Origin of the sequence: Haloplanus natans DSM 17983, from assembly GCF_000427685.1 — an archaeon.
Lineage (GTDB): Archaea > Halobacteriota > Halobacteria > Halobacteriales > Haloferacaceae > Haloplanus > Haloplanus natans.
This window is the reverse complement of sequence record NZ_KE386573.1, coordinates 500,493-518,415: the sequence shown is the minus strand read 5'-3', so window position 1 is coordinate 518,415 and position 17,923 is coordinate 500,493. Positions and strand designations below refer to the sequence as shown.

Here is a 17,923-nt window from a genome sequence, read left to right as displayed (position 1 = left end):
TCGCGATATCGAATCTACTCCTCGTCCGCTCGCACTCGCGAGAGCCGCATCGCGTTGCCGGTGACGCCGACGGTCATCCCGGCGTCGCCGGCGAGGACCGCGAGCCAGATGGGGACGTAACCGAAGGGGACGGCGAGGGCGAGGCCGGCCTTGACGGCGAGGCTAGCGCCGATGTTCTGCTGGATGACGCGATTGGCGTCGCGAGCGAGTTCGTAAAGGTAGGGGAGTTTCGAGAGGTCGTCACCCATCAGCGCCACGTCGGCCGTCTCCAGCGCCGTGTCGGTGCCGGCAGCGCCCATCGCGACGCCGACGGTGGCCGTCGCCATCGCCGGCGCGTCGTTGATGCCGTCGCCGACCATCGCCACGCCGCCATCGTACTCCTCGACGAGTTCCTCGACGGCCGCCGCCTTCTCGTCGGGCAGGAGTTCGGCGCGGTAGTCGTCGACGCCGACCGACTCGGCGATGGCGCGGGCGGTCCGTTCGTTGTCGCCGGTGAGCATCACCGTCCGTTCGGCCCCGAGTGCCCGCAGTCGTTCGATAGTCCGCGCCGCCTCGGGGCGAACCCCGTCGGCGACGGCGATGAGCCCCTCGAGTTCCTCGTCGGTGCCGACGAGGACGACGGTCTTGCCCTCCGACTGGAGCGCCGGAACGGTGTCGGAGAGCAGGTCGAGACAGTCGTGGTGCTCACAGAGCCGCTGGCTCGTCCGCGTGACGACGCCCCCGTCGGTCGTCGCGTGGACGTGCGAGAGGTCGAATCCGAGTTCGGCGAAGAAGGCGGGGTTGCCGGCGTAGTGGGGCGTCCCATCGAGGGCCGCCCGGACGCCCTTTCCGGTGACGCTCTCGAACGCTTCGACCTCCCGGTCGGACACGGACGCCGCCTCCGCGCGCTGAACGATGGCCTCGCCGATGGGGTGTTCGCTGCGTTTCTCCAGCCCGCGCGCACAGCGGAGCACGTCGGCCTCGGTGTTGCCGTTGAGCGCCACCACGTCGGTCACGCTGAGTTCGCCCGTCGTCAGCGTCCCCGTCTTATCGAAGGCGATGGCCTCGACCGATCCCATCGCTTCGAGGTGGTTACCCCCTTTGATCAGGACGCCGTTTTTCGCGGCGCTGGTGACGCCGGAGACCACCGACACTGGGGTCGAGATGACGAACGCACACGGACAGGCGAGGACGAGAAGCGTCAGTCCGTACACCACGGCCTCGGGCCACGTCACCCCGAGGACCGAGGGAGTGGCGACGGTGACGAGGACGGCGAAGCCGACGACGACGGGCGTGTAGTACGCCGCGAATCGCTCGACGAACTGCTCGCGTTCGGTCCGGTTCGACCCCGCGTCTTCGATCAACTCGACGACACGCGAGAGGGTGTCGTCGCCCGCGGCGGCGGTCACCCGGACTTCGAGATACCCCGCCTCGTTGATCGTGCCGGCGTACACCTCGTCGCCGACCGTCTTGTCGACCGGGACGCTCTCGCCCGTGATCGGCGACTGATCGACGGCGCTGTCGCCGTCGACCACCTCCCCGTCCATCGGTATCTTCGATCCCGGTTTGACGACGACCACGTCGCCAACTTCGACGGCCTCGACGGGCACCGTCTCGGTCCCGCCGTCGCGTTTGACCGTCGCCTCGTCGGGCGAGAGATCCATCAGTTCACGGAGCGAGTCGCGGGCGCGGTCCATCGACGCGCGTTCGAGGAGTTCGGCCACGCTGAACAGCGTCGCCAGCATCGCGGCCTCGAAGTACAACGCCTCCCCGAACGCCAGACTGGCCGCCAGCGCACCGCCGATGGCGACCGTCATCAGGAAGTCGATGTCGAGGTTCAGGCTGCGCGCCGAGTAGTAGCCGTTCCGGACGATGGCCTGCCCGCCGACGGCGACGGCGAGCAGAAAGCACACGTCGGCGACGAACAGGGAGCCCCCGAGCACCCGTGCGACCGGCGCGTTCAGGCCGGGAAGGACGAACTCGAAGAGGAGACCGACGGCGAGGACGACGCCGCTGACGGCCGTCTTGACCGCCCGGGTGCCGTGCCAGACGCCGCCGTCGCCGTCGGCGGTGTCGTCGTCGCTCCGCTCGGTCACCTCGTAGCCTGCCCCTTCGATGGCGGCGACGAGGACCGTCTCGGTCGTCGCGTCGGGGTCATAAGAGACGACGACGCGACCGGTCGTCGGCTGTGTCTCGTACCCCGTCACACCTCCCACGCGCCCGAGGCCCGTCTCCACCTTCCCGGCACAGGAGGCACAGTCCATGTCCGGCACGGAGAACTGTACCGTCGCGACCCCCGTCTCGTCGTGGTCGGAGCCGGCGCCACCGTCCCGGCCGTTCGTCTCGGCGGGGTTCATTGGTGGATCGAAGTCGGGCGACGGTTATTAACCTGACTGCTAATTTGACGCCGACTATCCGTTAGAGTTGATAATTATAGGCTCGTTTGTTAACAATTCGGCCCGTGCCACGTCTCCACGCCCGTCTCGTAGTGATTATTGTAAGTCAGTACCGGTGGATCGCCAAGCCGGTCCGGCGACCCATCGGTAACCAGTTAGTATAAACACTATCAGGAGGGAGCGTTCGGCATCCGTGGCGCGTCGGCGGGACGGTCGCCGACGCCGTCGGGGGCGTCGAGGCCGGTCACGCGATAGAAGGTCGCGAGGGGGTCGTCGCTGAACCGCCAGCGGAGCCACGTCCGCGCGGCCAGCGAGAGACGGCGGCGCATCGTCAGCGTCGGCCGCGTCGAGAGCACGTCGTAGTTCAACTCGCGGATCAGTCGGTGCTGGTCGACGTACAGCACCGCCGCGACCAACACCGGGAGTCGACAGCCCGCGGGCAGGTAGCGGATGCCCGCGACGCCGTGGTGGTAGCGCCGCTCGGTCCGGCGGAGTTCGTCGCGAACCGCGGCTCTGAACCCCTCCGTTGGGGTCAGCGACTCGACGTCGGCGTGAGAGCTTCCGTGGGCTTCCAGTACCCGTTCGGGAAGGTAGATCCGGTCGTAGTCGCGCACGTCCTCGCGGACATCGCGAAGGAAGTTCGTGAGTTGGAACGCCTCGCCGAGCGCCGCCGCGTGGGGACGTGCCGCCTCCTTTCGTGGGGGGTCCATCACCTCGGTCATCATGTGACCGACGGCGGCCGAGGAGCCTCGCAGATACGTCGAGAGCTCCTCGTGGGTGCGGTAGCGATCCGTCTCGATGTCCATCAGCATCGAGTCGACGAAGGTGTCGATCTCCTCGTGGGGGATGTCGTGGCGCTCGCGGAGGTCCGAAACGGCCGCGAGCACAGGATCGTCCGCCTCGCGTTCGCCGAGCACCGCCGCACGGATGCGTTCGAGTTCGCGACGGCGTTCGGCCGGCGGCCCGGGATCATCGTCGTCGACGACCTCGTCGGCCGTCCGGAAGAACGCGTAGAGTACGTAGGTGGGGTACCGGACCCGCTCCGGCAACAGCCGCGTCGCCACGTGGAACGTCCGGCCGGTGTGTCGCTGGACGGCCTTACTCCGACGGATCTGATCGGACGAAATCATGGTGTGAAACGTGCCGCTCGGTTCGTGGACGATTCGTCCCGTCTGTGAACGCTGTGGACGCCGAAGGCATGAACCGTGTACCAAATCAGTTCGGGATGTATATCAGTACTCGTGGAACGTCTCGCCGCAACGTCGGCATTCGATGGTCGTCGGCCGGACCCAGCGGCGTATCTTCTCGACCGGACCGTGACACTCCGGACACACCCCCATCCCGCGGTCGTCGGCAGCACGGACCGACAGGTCGAGAAGGAGGTCCTCCAGTTCCTCGATCCGCTCTTGCTGTTCCTCGACGGTTTCCTGTAACTGGTCGACGCGCTGTTCGTACGCCTCCGCGGAGTCGAGGTCGACGACCACGTCTTCGGTAGTCTCTTGTCCGGTCGCTTCGGCCTCGACGTCCACGTCGGTCTCGACCGCCTGATCGGTGTCTTCGGTCATAGAGGGGTGTAGTATCCGGTGGGGCTTCAATCACGAACCAAGCTAGTTCGCCCCGCCCCCGCCCGCGGGGGCGGCACCGGCGGCCGAAACCGCCGCCGAGACCGAACGGGAGGCGACGACACACCCCCTCCCGCCGCCACGAACACGCATCAGTTCGGTAGCATCGCCGGTTCGTCCCGTCCGGTCGCGTCGGGACACGGATCCGAACGCGACGTCCCGGCCGACCCGGTCGGAGGATCGGACCGGGTCGGGTCAGGCGAGACGCGTCATGTAGACGCCGACGGCGACGATCCCGGCCGCCATCGCCACGTTGATCGCGCCGGGAACAACGTTCCCGCGCGAGACGCGGTACGCACCGAACGCAAGCATTCCGAGCGCGACAACACCGTGAGCCCCGAGGACGAGCTGTTCTTTCTCCATACACCCACTCGGGAGCGACGGACCTTGAACACCGTCCCAAGTCGATGGTCACCAGTCGTCCGGATCGACCGAGGGCCGGATGCGTTCGAGCGCCCGTTGGAGGTGCGTTCCCTCGACTGCGAGGGCGTCGAGCGAGTCGCGCTCGGCTCTGAGGTGCCCTTCCATCGCGAGTAACGCCGCCTCACGGACGGCGCCGGCGAGGTCGCTTCCGGTGTAGCCTTCCGTCTCGGCCGCGAGCGCGTCGAGGTCGACGCCGCGCGTCGGCACGTCGTCGAGGTGAATCGAGAGGATCGACGCCCGAGCCGCCTCGTCTGGAAGCGGGACGGCGACTTGGCGCTCGATCCGGCCGGGGCGCAACAGCGCCGGATCGACCCCGTCGCGGCGGTTCGTCGCCGCCAGCACGACCACCTCGCCCCGGTCGGAGACGCCGTCGAGCTCCGTCAGCAACTGGGAGACGACCCGCTCGGCTGCGCCGGTGTCCGTCTCGCGGCGGGCGGGTGCCAGAGCGTCGAGTTCGTCGAGAAAGACCACCGACGGCGCGGTCCGGCGGGCGCGCTCGAACATCTCCCGAACCGCCCGCTCGCTCTCGCCGACGTAGCGATCCATCAGCTCCGGCCCGTCGACGGCGAGGAAGTTCGCATCCGTCGAGTTCGCTACCGCCTTCGCCAGCATCGTCTTTCCCGTGCCCGGCGGTCCGTATAGAAGGGCGCCGGTGGGCGGGTCGGCTGACAGACGCTCGAACAGTTCGGGATACCGAAGCGGCCACTCGATCGCCCGAATCACCTCGCGTTTCGCATCGTCCAGTCCGCCGATGTCGCGGTAAGTGGTCGAGGGTCGTTCGATCGTCACGTCGCGGAGGGTCGTCGGTCCCACGGCGTCGAGAGCGGCCTCGACATCGCGGGCACGTACGACCGGCGCGTCACCGTCGGCGGCCCGCGCGACCGCCCGCGTGGCGGCGTCGACGAGGACGGCCTCCAGATCCGCACCCGTGTACCCGTGCGTGCGCGATGCGACGGCGCCGAGGTCGACGTCGGCGGCGAGCCGGAGGTCGGTGGCGTGGGCCGCAAGTATCTCCCGTCGGCCCGCGGCATCGGGGACGCCGACACGCACCTCGGCGTCGAACCGGCCGCCGCGCCGAAGGGCCGGATCAACGTCGTCGGCGTGGGTGGCCTCGCCCACGACCACGAGGTCGTCGCGGTCGCGGACGCGGTCGAGAAGCCACCCCAGCTGCGAGTTCGACCGCCGGCCGTCGCCGCCGTCCGTCGGGGCGGCGGCGGCGAGGTCCTCGACGAACACGACCGCCGACGCGGCGTCGGCCGCATCGTCGAGAACGCCCGAGAGCGTGTGGCGGCGTTCGCAGTCGGCGGGCGCGACCGTCCGGACGGGCAGGTCGGCTTCGGCGGCGACGCTCCGAACGAGTCGGGTCTTCCCCGTCCCGGACGGCCCGTGGACGAGCACTCCGGCGGGCGGCCGCGAACCGACGGTGTCGTACGCTTCCGGTGCGGCGAGTGGTGCGGCGATGAGGCGGCGGAGCCGTGTCCGTTCGTCGTCCAGTCCGCCGAGGTCGTCGGCCGGTACCGTCGGGACCGTGGTGTCGATCACGTCGTCGTGTACGACGACGGTCGTCTCCGGCGTCGCGACGACCGGTCCCGACGGATCGAGGTCGCGAACGACCAGCGAGACGACGACGCTCCCGCCGAACAGATCGGCGTCGATCCGGTCGCCGACCGTCAGCGGGTGGTCTGCGAGCACGCGCGACAGGGCGTCGGGATCGCCTTCGAGCGAAAACGAGCGGGCGGGGCTAACCGTGACGGTGCGCGCCCGCCGCACCGCGACGGGATCGACGGAGACGGTCGACCCCGGGTTCGCACCGGCGTTTCGCTCGACCGCCTCGCCGGCGAGGAGGGCGTCTTCGGGTACGTCGGGGGCGTCGTCGCCGACGGTCGCGACGGTTTCGTCGTCGCCGGCGACACGGACGACGTCGCCGACATCGACGCCGATCCGTCGGCGGGTCGCCCGGGCGAACCGAACGGCGTCGGGCGCTGAGGTGGCAGTTACGTCCGTCGTATCGGCGATCGTGAGTCGAGTCGTCATGATCGAGTCGTGGCCCGTAGCCACGCCCCGAACCACGAAACGGAGCTACAAATGAACACGCCCAATATGAGCCGGGATCACGAAGTGGCGTCGTGCCAACTCAGTTCGGTGGTACAGTTATTCGATAGGCGACACACGGTGTGAACGGGCGTCGCGCCGACCATGTTTAGCGTTGAAAAAAGCATCGAGATCGAGTCCCCACCAGGAGAGGTGTTTTCGTTCCTCGACGACCCGCGGAACCACGTCAAGATAACCCCGAGTCTGATCCAGGTGAGCGACATCGAAACGCTCTCGAACGGCGGCAAGCGCGCGAAGTATCGGTACAAACTCGCCGGCGTCGAACTCGTCGGCCGAGTTGAGGACGTGGACCGGTCGCCGGGGAAGCGGCTGGTGCAGGACCTCTCGGGCGCCATCGACGGGACGATCAGTTACGACCTCCGACAGAACGGGGGCACAGTCGTCCACTACGAGGCCGAGTACCGACTGCCCGACACCGTCGTCGACACCGTACTCGCACCAGTAGCGAAGGCGTACAACGAGCGTGAGGCCGAGGCGACCGTCGAGAACCTGAAGGCGTTTCTGGAGAGCTGAGCGACCCCGCTCCGGATCGTCGCACGCGTTTGGTGTAAATCAGTGCCGGTGGGTCGCCACGACGGGCTGGCAAACCACCGGGACACAGTTGCATCGCTCCGTATCACTCGTCGAAGAACGCCTCGACGAGTTTCCGCTTTGCCGCCTGCAGGTGCTGGTGGTACGTCGAGGCCACGATACCCATCGAGTCCGCGAGCTGTTCGCCCTCGACGCGTCGCGGCCACTCGAAGTAGCCGCTGACGTACGCCTTCTTGAGGGCGACGTACTGGCGCTCCGTGAGGTCGTTCCGAAGCTCCTCGCGGAACGCGTGCGGCGTCCGGTTAGGCGTATCCTCCCGATAGGCGACGAGTTCGACCCGGTCGTAGTTCCCCCGAAGCACGTCGAGGGCTCGGCTCGCCGCACGTTCGGTCCCGACGCGGAAGTCGAGCGTGAGCGTAGTCGTGTCGGCCGACATGTCGGTGATACGGCTCCCGAGTCCCGACAGGGCGTCGATCACCGGCGAATTCGCGAGCCGGAACTGCACCACGCTCTCGTCCTCGGCCCTGACGAGCGTCTCCGTATCGAGCACGTCCGGGTGGTCCGCGGCCGTTTCGGTCACCTCGGAGATGTCGTCGTGGGTCGTGCTGACGATGCTGAGTATCTCGTCATTGTCGGGTTCCGGGATGGTCGCTTCGTGCTCGAAGCGGGTGTCGAGGGTCGACGCGAGGTCGACCAGGACGATGTCGTCGTCAACGAGTTCGACGCCGATCTTGAGCACGGTGTCGGCCGTGATCGTCCGTCTGGTCAGGGCGTCGTTGATCGACGTGCCGACGCTCCGGCCGAGCGCTTCGAGCACCACCCGCTCGCGCCCGTCGGCGAGGCCGGCGTCGTCGATGACCGCCAGCACGCCGTAGGTCGTCCCGCGGTAGGCCAACGGGACGAGGAGGTAGGCGTCTCCGGCTCCGACACCGGCGGTCGGAAGGCCGGCGGTATCGTCGACGATTCGCGTCTCCTGTGCCCTTACCGCCTCGCCGAGCGTGCGGACGCCGGCGGCGTCCGCGTCGCCGTCGACATCGAACGTCGTCCCGTCGGCCACGTCCACGTCGCCCGCGCGGTGGGAGACGGTTACGTCCTTCTCCGTCGGGTTGTAGCGGCCGAGCCACGCACCCGCGTACTCGTCGCCGCCGCCAATGCGCTCCGTGAGGAGTCGCTCGATGTCGGTGCGGCTCTCCGCGCGCACGAGCGACTCCGTGACATCGTTGAGCAGCCCGTTCACGCGGTCGAGCAGCCGGTCCAGCGTCTCGCGCTCGGCTTCCAACTGTTCTCTCGCTGCCTTGCGCTCGGTGACGTCCATCTGGAAGCCGACGTAGTGAGTCACCTCGCCGTCGTCGTCGAAGATGGGGCTGATATCCACCTGGTTCCAGAACATCGCCCCGTCACGGGTGTAGTTCCGGAGGACGACCCGGGTGTCTTGGTCCGTTTCGATTCCGTCGGCGAGTTTCGCTACCTGATCGGGGTCGGTTTTCGGTCCCTGGAGGAAGCGGTGGTTGGCGCCGACGACCTCCTTCGGGGAGTAGCCGGTCATGTCCTCGAAGCTATCGTTCACGTAGATGATCGGCTGGTCGGAACGCGTCGCGTCGGAGATGGTGATGCCGATCGGGGCCTCGTCGAGTGCGCGCTCTTTCAGCCGGTGTTCGGACTCCACGGTGAGATCCGATATGGGCATCCGCACCGGGTCGTCGTTTCGCGACGCCTCGGCGTGTTCGTCGATGGCGTCGACGAGTGAGTCGAGCGCGTCCGAATCCGTCGCGGGCACGAGCACGGTCACGTCGGCCGCGACTGCCCGACGAGCCACCTCGCCGTCGACTTCCGCGGGGACGAGCACCACGGGGAGAGCGGGGTGTTCGACCCGAATCGACTCGAGGAAGGCGAGTCCGTCGAAGCCGTCGGAGCGGTGCACCGCGACGACGCAGTCGGGCGCGCCCGCGTCGACGCTGTTACGCGCCCCGACGAAGTCGGTCGACTGTGAGACGACGAACCGGTCGTCGACCGCGGCCAGATCGTTCGGCGTCGGTGCTCCCCGCGGCACCTCGCCCGCGAAGAGCACCTCGATGGTCGTCGCGTCGGGGCCGGGGTCGCGTGATGTGGTCCGTGTAGTCATGAGTTCGGGTTCGGACTCGGGACGAGGTCGTCGGCCGGGGAGAGGCGCCGCCATCCGGAGGCAAATAAGTCCCGCTCGACGGCTGCGCCGTGGGAGATGAGCGACTTCGCCACGATCAGACCAAAGGTATGGCCGAACCGGTTGTGAATATCCGGCCAAACTGATTAGGCCCAGGGGATGGTGGAAGGAACGCTTAACAGACGGCTTCGCGTTGGTTCGATCAGTGCCGATCACGGAACTCCAGTGCCCTCGGTGTGGCGCCAACGTCAAGATTGGGCTGCCGAGGAGTGCGACGGTGAAATCGATCAGTACGACGGAGCGGCCCGAACCGGCGGCCGAGAGCCTGAAGGTTCGGTCACTCTGCTGCGGGAACGGTCACGAGTTTTATGTGATGTTCGAGTGGTAGCGGTGCCCCACCGCCGATGCTGCCGGTAGTTGCCACCCCGACCGGCGACGCCCGTGACAGGGGTACCCCAGATGCTCGGGAGCGGAGCCATCGACGCGGCGGTGATCGGTCGGCCGTCGGCACGGGTGCATAAACCGTACCGTACTAATTTGGTCTCAGTATTACACTCACCAACCCAGTAGTTGTGTGTGTATGGTGGCAGCAATACCGGCGATGTCGAACGCGATACTACAAGTCGGACAGATCACGTCCCGGCCGGAGTGGATCTGGCTCGCCATCGGGACCGCGCTGATGGGTCTCGGCACCCTGTATTTCATGGTGCAGGGGATGGGCGTCGAAGACCCGGAAGCGAAGAAGTTCTACGCGATTACGACGCTGATCCCAGCCATCGCATTTACGATGTACCTGTCGATGCTGCTGGGGTACGGGGTGACGATGGTGCCGTTCGCGGGCGAAGAGAACCCGATCTACTGGGCGCGGTACGCCGACTGGCTGTTCACGACGCCGCTCCTGTTGCTCGACCTCGCCCTGCTAGTTGACGCCGACCGGGGGACCATCCTCGCGCTGATCGGCGCCGACGGCATCATGATCGGCACGGGCCTCATCGGTGCCCTGACGCAGGTGTACCAGTTCCGCTTCGTCTGGTGGGCGGTCAGCACGGCCGCACTGCTGTACATCCTGTACGTCCTGTTCTTCGGCTTCACGAAGAAGGCGAGCGGGATGGACGAGGAGGTGGCCTCGACGTTCATGATCCTGCGGAACCTGACCATCATCCTCTGGTCTGCCTACCCGATCGTGTGGCTGATCGGGAGCGAGGGCGCCCGCATCGTCCCGCTCAGCGTCGAGACGCTCATGTTCATGGTGCTCGACGTGAGCGCGAAGGTCGGCTTCGGTCTCCTCTTGCTCCGCAGTCGCGCCATCTTCGGTGAGACGTCGGCCCCCGAGCCGTCCGCCACCGAGGGCGCGGCCACGACGGACGACTGAGGGCCGACAGCCGGAGTGTACCGTTCGGCCGACCGTCGACCGTATTTTTCGGATGCCTCACGAACACCGAGGAGGACCCGATAGCGATGTCTGACGGAACCCCCGAACCGGAACTACCTGCGTCACTGAATCAACTCGCAGTCGTCGTGTTCGTCGTCGCGGGTCTCGTAGCGATGGCTACGCTGTTTGTCTTCCCGACGCTCCGGTCGATGGGGCTCTCGATCAATCAAGCGTTCCTCGTCGTCGGCGTCCTCGAGTTCGGCTCCGCGCTGGTGGCCGGCGCCGCAGCGATGCGCTTCGACACCGTTCACGACGAGCAAGATAGCGTCGACTGAGCCTATCGCAACCACGGGACACTGTGTCCCAACTATCGGCCAGTCGTCCCTGTCCGGCCGCACCCGCGGGAGCCACATCACCCCGGTGACGCCGACTCGGTCGTCGGCTGCGTCCCGTACCCCGTCACGCCTTCGACGCAGGTCCGTCTCCACCGTCCCGGTCGTCCATCTCGGCGGGGGTCGTCGGTGGACCGGAGTCGGGCGACGGTCGTTAACTCGACTACTAACAGTGGTGCGTGTCACTCCTCCGACGGCGCGTCGGTCAGGCTCGGATGGGTCGGCTGTGCCGACGGGTGGGGGTCGGCGAACCGATCGCACATCACCTCGCGGGCGGCGTCCTCCCGGCGGCGACGCTCGTCGTCGTCGATCTCCTCACAGCCCGGGGGCAGGTCACGACCCCGATCGGTAAAGTAGCCCGCGGGGGCGACCCAGTCGTGGTAGAACGGGGCGTCGGCGTCCTCCAGGAGCGTCACGGCCACCTCGGCGCCGTGGCCGGCGCTCACGATCGCCTGATGGGGCTTGCCGGCGAGGCGACCGGCAGCGTACAGCCCTTCGATGGCCGTCCGGCCGCGACCGTCGACGGCGACGAACGGCTTGCCGCGGTCCACGATTTCGACGGCGTCGGGCAGGTAGTCGACCGCGTTCTTCGTGGCGGCGACCACGCGGTCGGCGCGGTGACGGTCACCGGTCGCCGTCTCGGCGACGAAGCCGTCGGCGGCCCGTTCGAGGCGGACTACCTCGCCCACGCGGCGTTCACAGCCCGCCCGCGCCGCGCCCTCGGCGATCAGATCGAGCAACTGCCGGGCGTTGACGCCGGCGGGGAAGCCGGGGTAGTTCTCCACGTGCGCGTTTCGGCGGAGGATGGAGTCGTCCGAATCGACGACGAGCGTCTCGAAGCCGGCACGGGCGGTGAAAGTCGCGGCGGACAGACCGGCGACGCCGCCGCCGACGATCAGGACATCGGAGCGCATACCCGACACAGGGGGCGGATCGTATTTGTACTCCCGCGTCCGCGACAGCGTTATTGGATGTGAACACGTACCACACTGGATGGAAGACGTGTTCGTCGGGAGCCTCATGTCGTCGCCGGTACACACGATCGGTGTCGACGCCACGCTCCGAACGGCGGCGGCGCTCTTGCTCGATCACGACATCGGGTCCGTGGTCGTCGTGGACGACGAGGGACGACTCGACGGTATCCTCACCACGACCGACTTCGTCCGCGTCGTCGCGGACGGGGCGTACGACTACGATCCGGCGACGAACGTCGAGCAGGCGATGAGCACGGACGTGGTGACGGCGGCGCCCACGGACACCGTCGAGTCGGCGGCGGATCTGATGATCGACGCCGGCCACTACCATCTCCCGGTCGTCGACGGCGAGAACGTCGTGATCGGGATGATTACGAGCCGCGATCTGACGGCGTACGTCTCGACCGTCCGGTCGCCGAGTCCGCCGGACCGCTGACACCGACCCGTCTCATAGTGTTTACTGTAAGTCAGTACCGATGGGGGGCAAAGACGGTCGATCGATCCACCGGTAACCAGTTATCATAAACACTATCACTCGGGGCGGAGGCCCGCCCGGAGCGCGACGCGGGCGACGTTGCCCCCGCATTCGGCGGTGCGGATGAGGCTGGCGAGCACCCGTGAAAGGGCGTACGCGCCGGGGGGCGCCCGCTCGAAGAGCGTCCGATCCAGCGCCCGCACGTCATCGACGACCCGGTCGCACCGCTCTAGGGCCTCGTAGGCCCGGTCGTCGCACGCGTCGAGGGTGGCCGCTGTCGCCATCTCGACCACCTCGCAGGTGGCCTCGGCGAGGGCGGTGAGTTCCGCGAGGGCGTCGTCGGACGCCGTCCGACCGCGCGTCGAGCGTGGCTCCACGGCGTCGGCGAGCGCCCCGATCCGGACGGCGTGGTCCGCGATCCGCTCGATCTGGCGCCCGACGAGGTAGTAATCGAACAGTTCCGAGCGGTTCACGTCGAGATCGTCCACCTCTTCGAAGTCGGTGAGCGAGCGGTTGAAATGGCGAGTGAGCATCTCGAACAGACGGTCGACCTCGTCGTCGCGGTCGTCGAGGGTGGGCGCCGACTCGACGGAATCGCCCGCAACACGTCGTGTCACGCGCTCGATGGCGGTGCGGTGCATCGAGAGCGCCGTGAACTGGAGCTGAGTCACCGACTGTCGGATCGACACCTCCGAGGTGGCGAGCAGGTTCTCGACGGCGACGCGTTCGGCCGTCTCCTCGGTGACCGACAGGCCGACCATCGTCCGAACGCACCGTCGGACGGCCCGCCGCACGTCGGCCGTCAGTTCCTCGCCCTCGGGCGCGACGAGCGAGATAGTGTCGTACCCGACGGCGTAGGCGGCACGGAGTGCCCGTTCGATCACGTCGCCGTCCGCCGCCGGCAGAGTGATGGTCGTCGACGAAAGCGGTCCGCCGTCGCGGGCCGCGCTTCTGACCACGATCGAACCATCCGTATGCGGGTAGAGGTGGATGGGCATACCCGCTTCGAGACGGTGTTCCGTAGCCCACTCCTTGGGAAGCGAAACCGAGTACGTCGAGCCGCCGATCTTCTGGAGTTTTCGCGTTTCCATATTAGACGAGTTCCGGGTCGCTTTCGACCATATACAGGCTCCGAGCTGCGATGTTGACCGCGTGGTCGCCGACGCGTTCGAGGTCACGGATGATGAGGAGGAGTCGTGACACGTCGTCCATCAGCTCCTCGACGGCCCACGAGTCGCCTTCGTCGACTTCGCGTTCGATCAGCTCGCGGACGACTCGCTCGCTCGCGCGCTGACACAGCGTGTCGAGTTCGTCGTCGCGTGCCGCAATGTCGCGACACAGGGCCGCGTCGTCGGTGCGGTAGGCGGCCATCGCGTCGTCGAGCATATCGCAGGCGAGGTCGCCGATCGAGGAGAGATCGACCGTCTCGAACCGCTTGCGGTCGGCCGCGAGCGTGTACTGCGCGAGGTTCACGGCCAGATCGCCGACACGTTCGAGGTCGGTGACGATCTTGAACGAGGAGGCGACGAAACGGAGATCACCCGCGACGGGCTGTTCCTGGGCGAACAACTGGATACACGTGGATTCGATGTCGAGATACCGTCTGTCGACCGCGTCGTCGGCGCCAGCCACCTCGCGGGCGGCCGCCTCGTCGACCGTCTCGAGTGCCGTCAGCGCGCGGTCGAGACGGTCCGCGACGAGCGTGCCCATCGCGAGGACGTCGGCGCGAAGGTCGGCGAGCGACTCCTGGAACTCGTCTCTGGTCATGCTCAGCCGAACTTGCCGGTGATGTAATCTTCGACACGCTGGCTTTCGGGGTTCTCGAATATCTTGTCCGTCTCGTCGTACTCGACGAGTTTGCCGCCGGTGAGAAACACGGCCGTCTGATCCGAGATGCGGGCCGCCTGCTGCATGTTGTGTGTGACGATGACAACCGTGTATTCCTCGGCGAGGTCGTCGATGAGATCCTCGATTTTCGCGGTGGCGATGGGGTCCAACGCGGAGGCGGGCTCGTCCATCAGGATGACTTCGGGGTCGACGGACAGACAGCGGGCGATGCAGAGCCGCTGTTGCTGGCCGCCGGAGAGGCCGAGGGCGTTGTCGCCGAGTCGGTCGTGGACCTCGTCCCAGAGGGCGGCCTGCTTGAGCGACCGTTCGACGAGTTCGCGCTCCGCCTCGCGGTCGTCACGGCCGAGCATCCGCGCCAACAGCCCCGTTTCGATGTCCCCGTGCTTGCGCGGCCCGTACGAGATGTTGTCCCGAATGGATTTCGGGAACGGGTTCGGCGACTGAAACACCATGCCGACCCGCTTTCGTAACTCGACCAGGTTGACGCCGTCCTGGTAGATTTCGTTCCCGTCGAGGCGGACCGATCCGTCGACTCGGGCGGCGTTGATCCGGTCGTTCATCCGGTTGAGACAGCGCAGGTACGTCGACTTGCCACAGCCCGAGGGGCCGATGAGTGCCGTCACGCTCCGTTCGGGAATCTCCATCGAAACGCCCTTCAGCGCGTGGTCGTCGCCGTAGTAGACATCGAGGTCCTCGGCGACCAGTTTCGCCTCACCGCGGAAGTCGTAGTCAGTCCACTCCTCGCGGGTTTCCTCGACCGTCTCGCCACTGGTGGTTTCGAGGGGCTGGTCGCTGCCCGTCGTCCTAGTCTGTGTCCGGTTCTGACTTTGGGTCTGTTGTGAATCGCTCATCGTTATTCGTGTCTGAGTCGCTGTTGGAAGTAGTACCGCGCGCCGATGCCGATGGCGTAAAACGAGAGGACGACGAGCAGCAAAACGAGCGCAGTCGCCCACCGGAAGCCATCCGGATCGGAGACGTTGCTCCCCAAGCCGACGCCCGCCGTGATGAGGGCGTACAGCTGGTACGGGAGCGCCGAGGTCGCTTGCAGGAGTTCGGGATTGGCGACGAAGGGCGGCGATCCGGTGAACTCGAAGCCGCCGATGACGTCCACCGTCTGTCCGCCGGGGATGAACGTGCCGCCGGCCATCGTCAGCAGGATAGGTGCCGTCTCGCCAGCGATGCGGCCGACGCCGAGGATGACCCCCGTGACGACGCCCGGGAGTGCGGCCGGGAGAACGACGCTCCGAATCGTCTGCCATTTCGACACGCCGAGCGCCGCACTCGCGTCGCGGTACTCGTCGGGGACCGAGAGCATCGCCTCGCGGCTCGTGATGAGCACCAGCGGCAGGAGCATGAACCCGAGCGTGAGCATCCCGGCGAGTAGCGACTTCCGGTTGCCTAAGCGGGGCACTAGGAAGGCGAACCCGAAGAGGCCGAAGACGATGCTCGGCGTGCTCCAGAGACCGTTGGTCGCCACCTCGACGGCCTGTGTGAACCGGCCGCGCTCGGCGTACTCGGTGAGGAAGACCGCCGCACCGACGCCGAGCGGCACCGCGAACACCACCGCGCCGATGACCAACCAGAACGTCCCCACGATGGCCGGAAGAACGCCCTGGAAGTCGTTCAGGAGCGCGACGCCGTTCATCACCAAGGGGACGGACACCGGCAGTTCGAACAGGCCCAACACCTGCGGTCCGACGCCGAGGCCAACCTCGACGCCGGTGAGCAGGCCGGGCAGTCCCTGGACGGCGACGAACGCGATCAGGATGAACAGGAAGGCGATGATCGAGAGCGCGTTCAGGTAGACGAGCACGTACGCGCCCATGTGTCGACCGCGCGCCCCGAACCGGCCGTAGGCCTTCGCCGCGGCCCACCCGCCGTAGAGGGCACAGAACAGCGTCGCGACCGGAACGAGGAACTCGGCGGTGATCGACGCCTGCTGTTCCCAGTCGAGTTTCCACAGCCACTCCGGACCGATCGTTCCGCTGAGCAAGACTAGCCCGACGAAGGCCAACAGGGCGCCGAGGGGCACCGTCGAGCCGATGTCCTCGCGGGGGACGGCGGTCGCAACGAAGGCCGCACCGCCGGCGACGACGGCGCCGGCGGTGCCGCCGGCGAAGCCGAAACCGAGCGTCTCGGAGACGACACCGCCGCCGATGACGAACCACGGGACTGCGGCGCCGAATCCCGCGATCAGGCCGGCGCTCGCGTCGGGGTCGGTCTCCACGTAGCCGAGCCGCGACCCGATGCCGAAGATCGTAACGGCGGCGCCGAGAGCGATCAACAGCCCGCCAAGTAACGTCACCGTCTGTAGGCCGGCGAGGGTGCCCGTGAGGCTCACCCGCTCGAACAGTGCCGCCACTGCGAGGATGAACAGGATCGCCGAGAGGCCGACCGTCGCGCCGGCAACCGCGTCGGTCGCCGTCGTGTCGCCCTCGACGAGTTGCGACCGGGTCGCCCCCGCCATCAGGCTTCACCCCCAAGCTTGCTCCGCATCCGCCACTCGATGTACTGTGCGCCGATCGAGATGACGAGCACGGTAATAAAGAGGATCACGCCCGCGACGAACAGGGCGTCCATCTGGAGACCGTCCGCCTCGCCGTAGTTGCGGGCGATGAGCGAGGTGAGCGTCTCCTGTCCGTAGAAGACGTTCACCAGCGGGTCGGTGAGCTGCGGGACGCCACGAAGCATGACCGTCGCGGCCATCGTCTCGCCGATGGCACGCCCGACACCGAGGAGGACCGCGGCGGAGACGCCCGAGAACGCCGCCGGCAGCGTGATCGAGGTCATGGTCTGCCAGTCGGTCGTTCCGACCGCGAGCGACCCGCTTTTCATCGATTCGGGGACGCTACTCAGGGCGTCTTCGGCGACGGAGACGACCGTCGGGAGCGCCATCAGGCCGACGACGATGCCGACGAACAGGTAACTCCCTTGGCCGACGGTCCGGAACTGGTCGGACGCCCACGGGCTGAGGATGGTGAAGCCGATGAAGCCGTAGACGATGGAGGGGATGCCGGCGAGGATTTCGACGCCCGGCTTGACGAACTCGCGGACGACATCGGGCGCGATCTCCGAGAGGAAGAGCGCGGCAGCGACGCCGAGCGGCCCGGCCACCGCCGTCGCGATGACCGTCACCAGTAGCGTACCGTGGATCATCGGTACCATCGAATACCGGATCGGCGGCGACACCGCGTCCCAGTTGGTCTGGATGAACATCCGCAGGCCCGGCACCTCGACCCCGTACAGGGTGGCGGTCTCGTATCGAAGGACCGGGATGGACTCCCGGAAGATGAAGACGATGATGAGCCCGAGTATCAACAGCGTCGAGACGGTCATCGTCAGCGTCAGGATCAGCGCCGTCTCCTCCTGGTAGCGGACCCAGCCGTATCCCGTCGCCGCGACGAACACGAGGAACGGAATGACGGTGAGGTTCGACACCGCGAGAAAGCCGACAAAGGCCGTCAACAGCGACCCGGCGATCACCGCGATGGTGAGCAGTGCCGCGGGGTCGGTGTCGTCGACGAACTCGCGCACGCGCTGGACCCGTCGCCCGGCCGCCGCGCCGAGCCGTTCGCTCCCCGTTACCGATGCCATGTGTCGTGTGTCTCGTGTCGTATCATTTGTGGTATACAAAAACCGGAGGTCCGTCGTCGCGGGCG

18 protein-coding genes are annotated in these 17,923 nt (G+C 67.2%); 5 read left to right on the top strand and 13 right to left on the bottom strand.

Going from position 1 to position 17,923, the window contains the following annotated elements; genetic code table 11:
• Positions 1–14: 14 nt before the first annotated feature.
• From HALNA_RS05050 to HALNA_RS05035, 6 genes are all read right to left on the bottom strand, one after another.
• Positions 15–2,336, bottom strand: a complete 2,322-nt coding sequence (locus HALNA_RS05050; protein ID WP_049935302.1) for a heavy metal translocating P-type ATPase — start codon at positions 2,334–2,336, stop codon at positions 15–17.
• 209 nt (positions 2,337–2,545) lie between these two features.
• Positions 2,546–3,505: a phytoene/squalene synthase family protein gene (locus tag HALNA_RS05045; protein ID WP_049935301.1), complete on the bottom strand. Its 960-nt coding sequence runs from the start codon at positions 3,503–3,505 to the stop codon at positions 2,546–2,548.
• Positions 3,506–3,607: 102 nt separating this feature from the next.
• A complete protein-coding gene (locus tag HALNA_RS05040; protein WP_049935299.1) occupies positions 3,608–3,940 on the bottom strand; it encodes a hypothetical protein in 333 nt (110 codons plus the stop codon).
• A 42-nt stretch (positions 3,941–3,982) separates the two neighbouring features.
• Positions 3,983–4,138: a hypothetical protein gene (locus HALNA_RS20500; RefSeq protein ID WP_169719012.1), complete on the bottom strand. Its 156-nt coding sequence runs from the start codon at positions 4,136–4,138 to the stop codon at positions 3,983–3,985.
• A 54-nt stretch (positions 4,139–4,192) separates the two neighbouring features.
• Positions 4,193–4,360, bottom strand: coding sequence for a hypothetical protein (locus tag HALNA_RS20495; protein ID WP_169719011.1), 168 nt, complete (start codon positions 4,358–4,360; stop codon positions 4,193–4,195).
• A gap of 48 nt (positions 4,361–4,408) precedes the next feature.
• Complete coding sequence (locus tag HALNA_RS05035; RefSeq protein ID WP_049937972.1) at positions 4,409–6,454, bottom strand: AAA family ATPase; 2,046 nt, start codon at positions 6,452–6,454, stop codon at positions 4,409–4,411.
• Positions 6,455–6,616: 162 nt separating this feature from the next.
• Here HALNA_RS05035 and HALNA_RS05030 point away from each other — a divergent pair, with 162 nt between their 5' ends.
• Positions 6,617–7,045: an SRPBCC family protein gene (locus HALNA_RS05030; RefSeq protein ID WP_049935298.1), complete on the top strand. Its 429-nt coding sequence runs from the start codon at positions 6,617–6,619 to the stop codon at positions 7,043–7,045.
• A gap of 103 nt (positions 7,046–7,148) precedes the next feature.
• On the opposite strand, the gene HALNA_RS05025 is transcribed toward HALNA_RS05030, so the two are convergent.
• Positions 7,149–9,185, bottom strand: a complete 2,037-nt coding sequence (locus tag HALNA_RS05025) for a bacterio-opsin activator domain-containing protein (protein ID WP_049937971.1) — start codon at positions 9,183–9,185, stop codon at positions 7,149–7,151.
• Positions 9,186–9,408: 223 nt separating this feature from the next.
• Here HALNA_RS05025 and brz point away from each other — a divergent pair, with 223 nt between their 5' ends.
• The 3 genes from brz to HALNA_RS05015 all read left to right on the top strand — a co-directional run bounded on the left by brz (position 9,409) and on the right by HALNA_RS05015 (position 10,910).
• On the top strand, positions 9,409–9,591 hold the full coding sequence (brz, locus tag HALNA_RS21585; protein WP_084509905.1) for a transcriptional regulator Brz: 183 nt from the start codon (positions 9,409–9,411) through the stop codon (positions 9,589–9,591).
• 213 nt (positions 9,592–9,804) lie between these two features.
• Positions 9,805–10,575: a bacteriorhodopsin gene (locus HALNA_RS05020; RefSeq protein WP_157573449.1), complete on the top strand. Its 771-nt coding sequence runs from the start codon at positions 9,805–9,807 to the stop codon at positions 10,573–10,575.
• 86 nt (positions 10,576–10,661) lie between these two features.
• Positions 10,662–10,910, top strand: coding sequence for a hypothetical protein (locus HALNA_RS05015; RefSeq protein ID WP_049935297.1), 249 nt, complete (start codon positions 10,662–10,664; stop codon positions 10,908–10,910).
• 239 nt (positions 10,911–11,149) lie between these two features.
• Here the strand turns inward: HALNA_RS05015 and HALNA_RS05010 are convergent, their stop codons facing one another.
• Positions 11,150–11,881, bottom strand: coding sequence for an NAD(P)/FAD-dependent oxidoreductase (locus HALNA_RS05010; RefSeq protein ID WP_049935296.1), 732 nt, complete (start codon positions 11,879–11,881; stop codon positions 11,150–11,152).
• Between the two features lie 79 nt (positions 11,882–11,960).
• On the opposite strand from HALNA_RS05010, the gene HALNA_RS05005 reads away from it, so the two are divergent.
• Entirely contained in the window at positions 11,961–12,377 is a 417-nt protein-coding gene (locus tag HALNA_RS05005) for a CBS domain-containing protein (RefSeq protein WP_049935295.1), read from the top strand.
• A 95-nt stretch (positions 12,378–12,472) separates the two neighbouring features.
• Here HALNA_RS05005 and HALNA_RS05000 read toward each other — a convergent pair whose 3' ends face one another.
• The 5 genes from HALNA_RS05000 to pstC are packed head-to-tail and all read right to left on the bottom strand — an operon-like array spanning position 12,473 to position 17,858.
• A complete protein-coding gene (locus tag HALNA_RS05000; protein WP_049935294.1) occupies positions 12,473–13,507 on the bottom strand; it encodes a phosphate signaling complex PhoU family protein in 1,035 nt (344 codons plus the stop codon).
• A 1-nt stretch (position 13,508) separates the two neighbouring features.
• Positions 13,509–14,183 (bottom strand): phosphate signaling complex protein PhoU, encoded by a 675-nt coding sequence (phoU, locus tag HALNA_RS04995; RefSeq protein ID WP_049935293.1) that lies wholly within the window; start codon positions 14,181–14,183, stop codon positions 13,509–13,511.
• A 2-nt stretch (positions 14,184–14,185) separates the two neighbouring features.
• Positions 14,186–15,115: a phosphate ABC transporter ATP-binding protein PstB gene (gene pstB, locus HALNA_RS04990; RefSeq protein ID WP_049935292.1), complete on the bottom strand. Its 930-nt coding sequence runs from the start codon at positions 15,113–15,115 to the stop codon at positions 14,186–14,188.
• Between the two features lie 2 nt (positions 15,116–15,117).
• A complete protein-coding gene (gene pstA / locus HALNA_RS04985) occupies positions 15,118–16,731 on the bottom strand; it encodes a phosphate ABC transporter permease PstA (RefSeq protein ID WP_049935290.1) in 1,614 nt (537 codons plus the stop codon).
• Complete coding sequence (gene pstC / locus HALNA_RS04980) at positions 16,731–17,858, bottom strand: phosphate ABC transporter permease subunit PstC (protein ID WP_049935289.1); 1,128 nt, start codon at positions 17,856–17,858, stop codon at positions 16,731–16,733. Before pstC ends, pstA begins: the two co-directional genes overlap by 1 nt.
• Positions 17,859–17,923 lie beyond the last annotated feature (65 nt).

Bases quoted from the DNA above. Each gene is read 5' to 3' on its own strand.
- HALNA_RS20495 (WP_169719011.1), bottom strand. From the start codon at position 4,360: ATGGAGAAAGAACAGCTCGTCCTCGGGGCTCACGGTGTTGTCGCGCTC.
- HALNA_RS05035 (WP_049937972.1), bottom strand. From the start codon at position 6,454: ATGACGACTCGACTCACGATCGCCGATACGACGGACGTAACTGCCACC.
- HALNA_RS05015 (WP_049935297.1), top strand. From the start codon at position 10,662: ATGTCTGACGGAACCCCCGAACCGGAACTACCTGCGTCACTGAATCAA.
- phoU (WP_049935293.1), bottom strand. From the start codon at position 14,183: ATGACCAGAGACGAGTTCCAGGAGTCGCTCGCCGACCTTCGCGCCGAC.
- HALNA_RS05050 (WP_049935302.1), bottom strand. From the start codon at position 2,336: ATGAACCCCGCCGAGACGAACGGCCGGGACGGTGGCGCCGGCTCCGAC.
- HALNA_RS05025 (WP_049937971.1), bottom strand. From the start codon at position 9,185: ATGACTACACGGACCACATCACGCGACCCCGGCCCCGACGCGACGACC.
- pstC (WP_049935289.1), bottom strand. From the start codon at position 17,858: ATGGCATCGGTAACGGGGAGCGAACGGCTCGGCGCGGCGGCCGGGCGA.
- HALNA_RS05045 (WP_049935301.1), bottom strand. From the start codon at position 3,505: ATGATTTCGTCCGATCAGATCCGTCGGAGTAAGGCCGTCCAGCGACAC.
- pstA (WP_049935290.1), bottom strand. From the start codon at position 16,731: ATGGCGGGGGCGACCCGGTCGCAACTCGTCGAGGGCGACACGACGGCG.
- HALNA_RS05005 (WP_049935295.1), top strand. From the start codon at position 11,961: ATGGAAGACGTGTTCGTCGGGAGCCTCATGTCGTCGCCGGTACACACG.
- pstB (WP_049935292.1), bottom strand. From the start codon at position 15,115: ATGAGCGATTCACAACAGACCCAAAGTCAGAACCGGACACAGACTAGG.
- HALNA_RS05020 (WP_157573449.1), top strand. From the start codon at position 9,805: ATGTCGAACGCGATACTACAAGTCGGACAGATCACGTCCCGGCCGGAG.
- HALNA_RS05030 (WP_049935298.1), top strand. From the start codon at position 6,617: ATGTTTAGCGTTGAAAAAAGCATCGAGATCGAGTCCCCACCAGGAGAG.
- HALNA_RS05010 (WP_049935296.1), bottom strand. From the start codon at position 11,881: ATGCGCTCCGATGTCCTGATCGTCGGCGGCGGCGTCGCCGGTCTGTCC.
- HALNA_RS05000 (WP_049935294.1), bottom strand. From the start codon at position 13,507: ATGGAAACGCGAAAACTCCAGAAGATCGGCGGCTCGACGTACTCGGTT.
- HALNA_RS05040 (WP_049935299.1), bottom strand. From the start codon at position 3,940: ATGACCGAAGACACCGATCAGGCGGTCGAGACCGACGTGGACGTCGAG.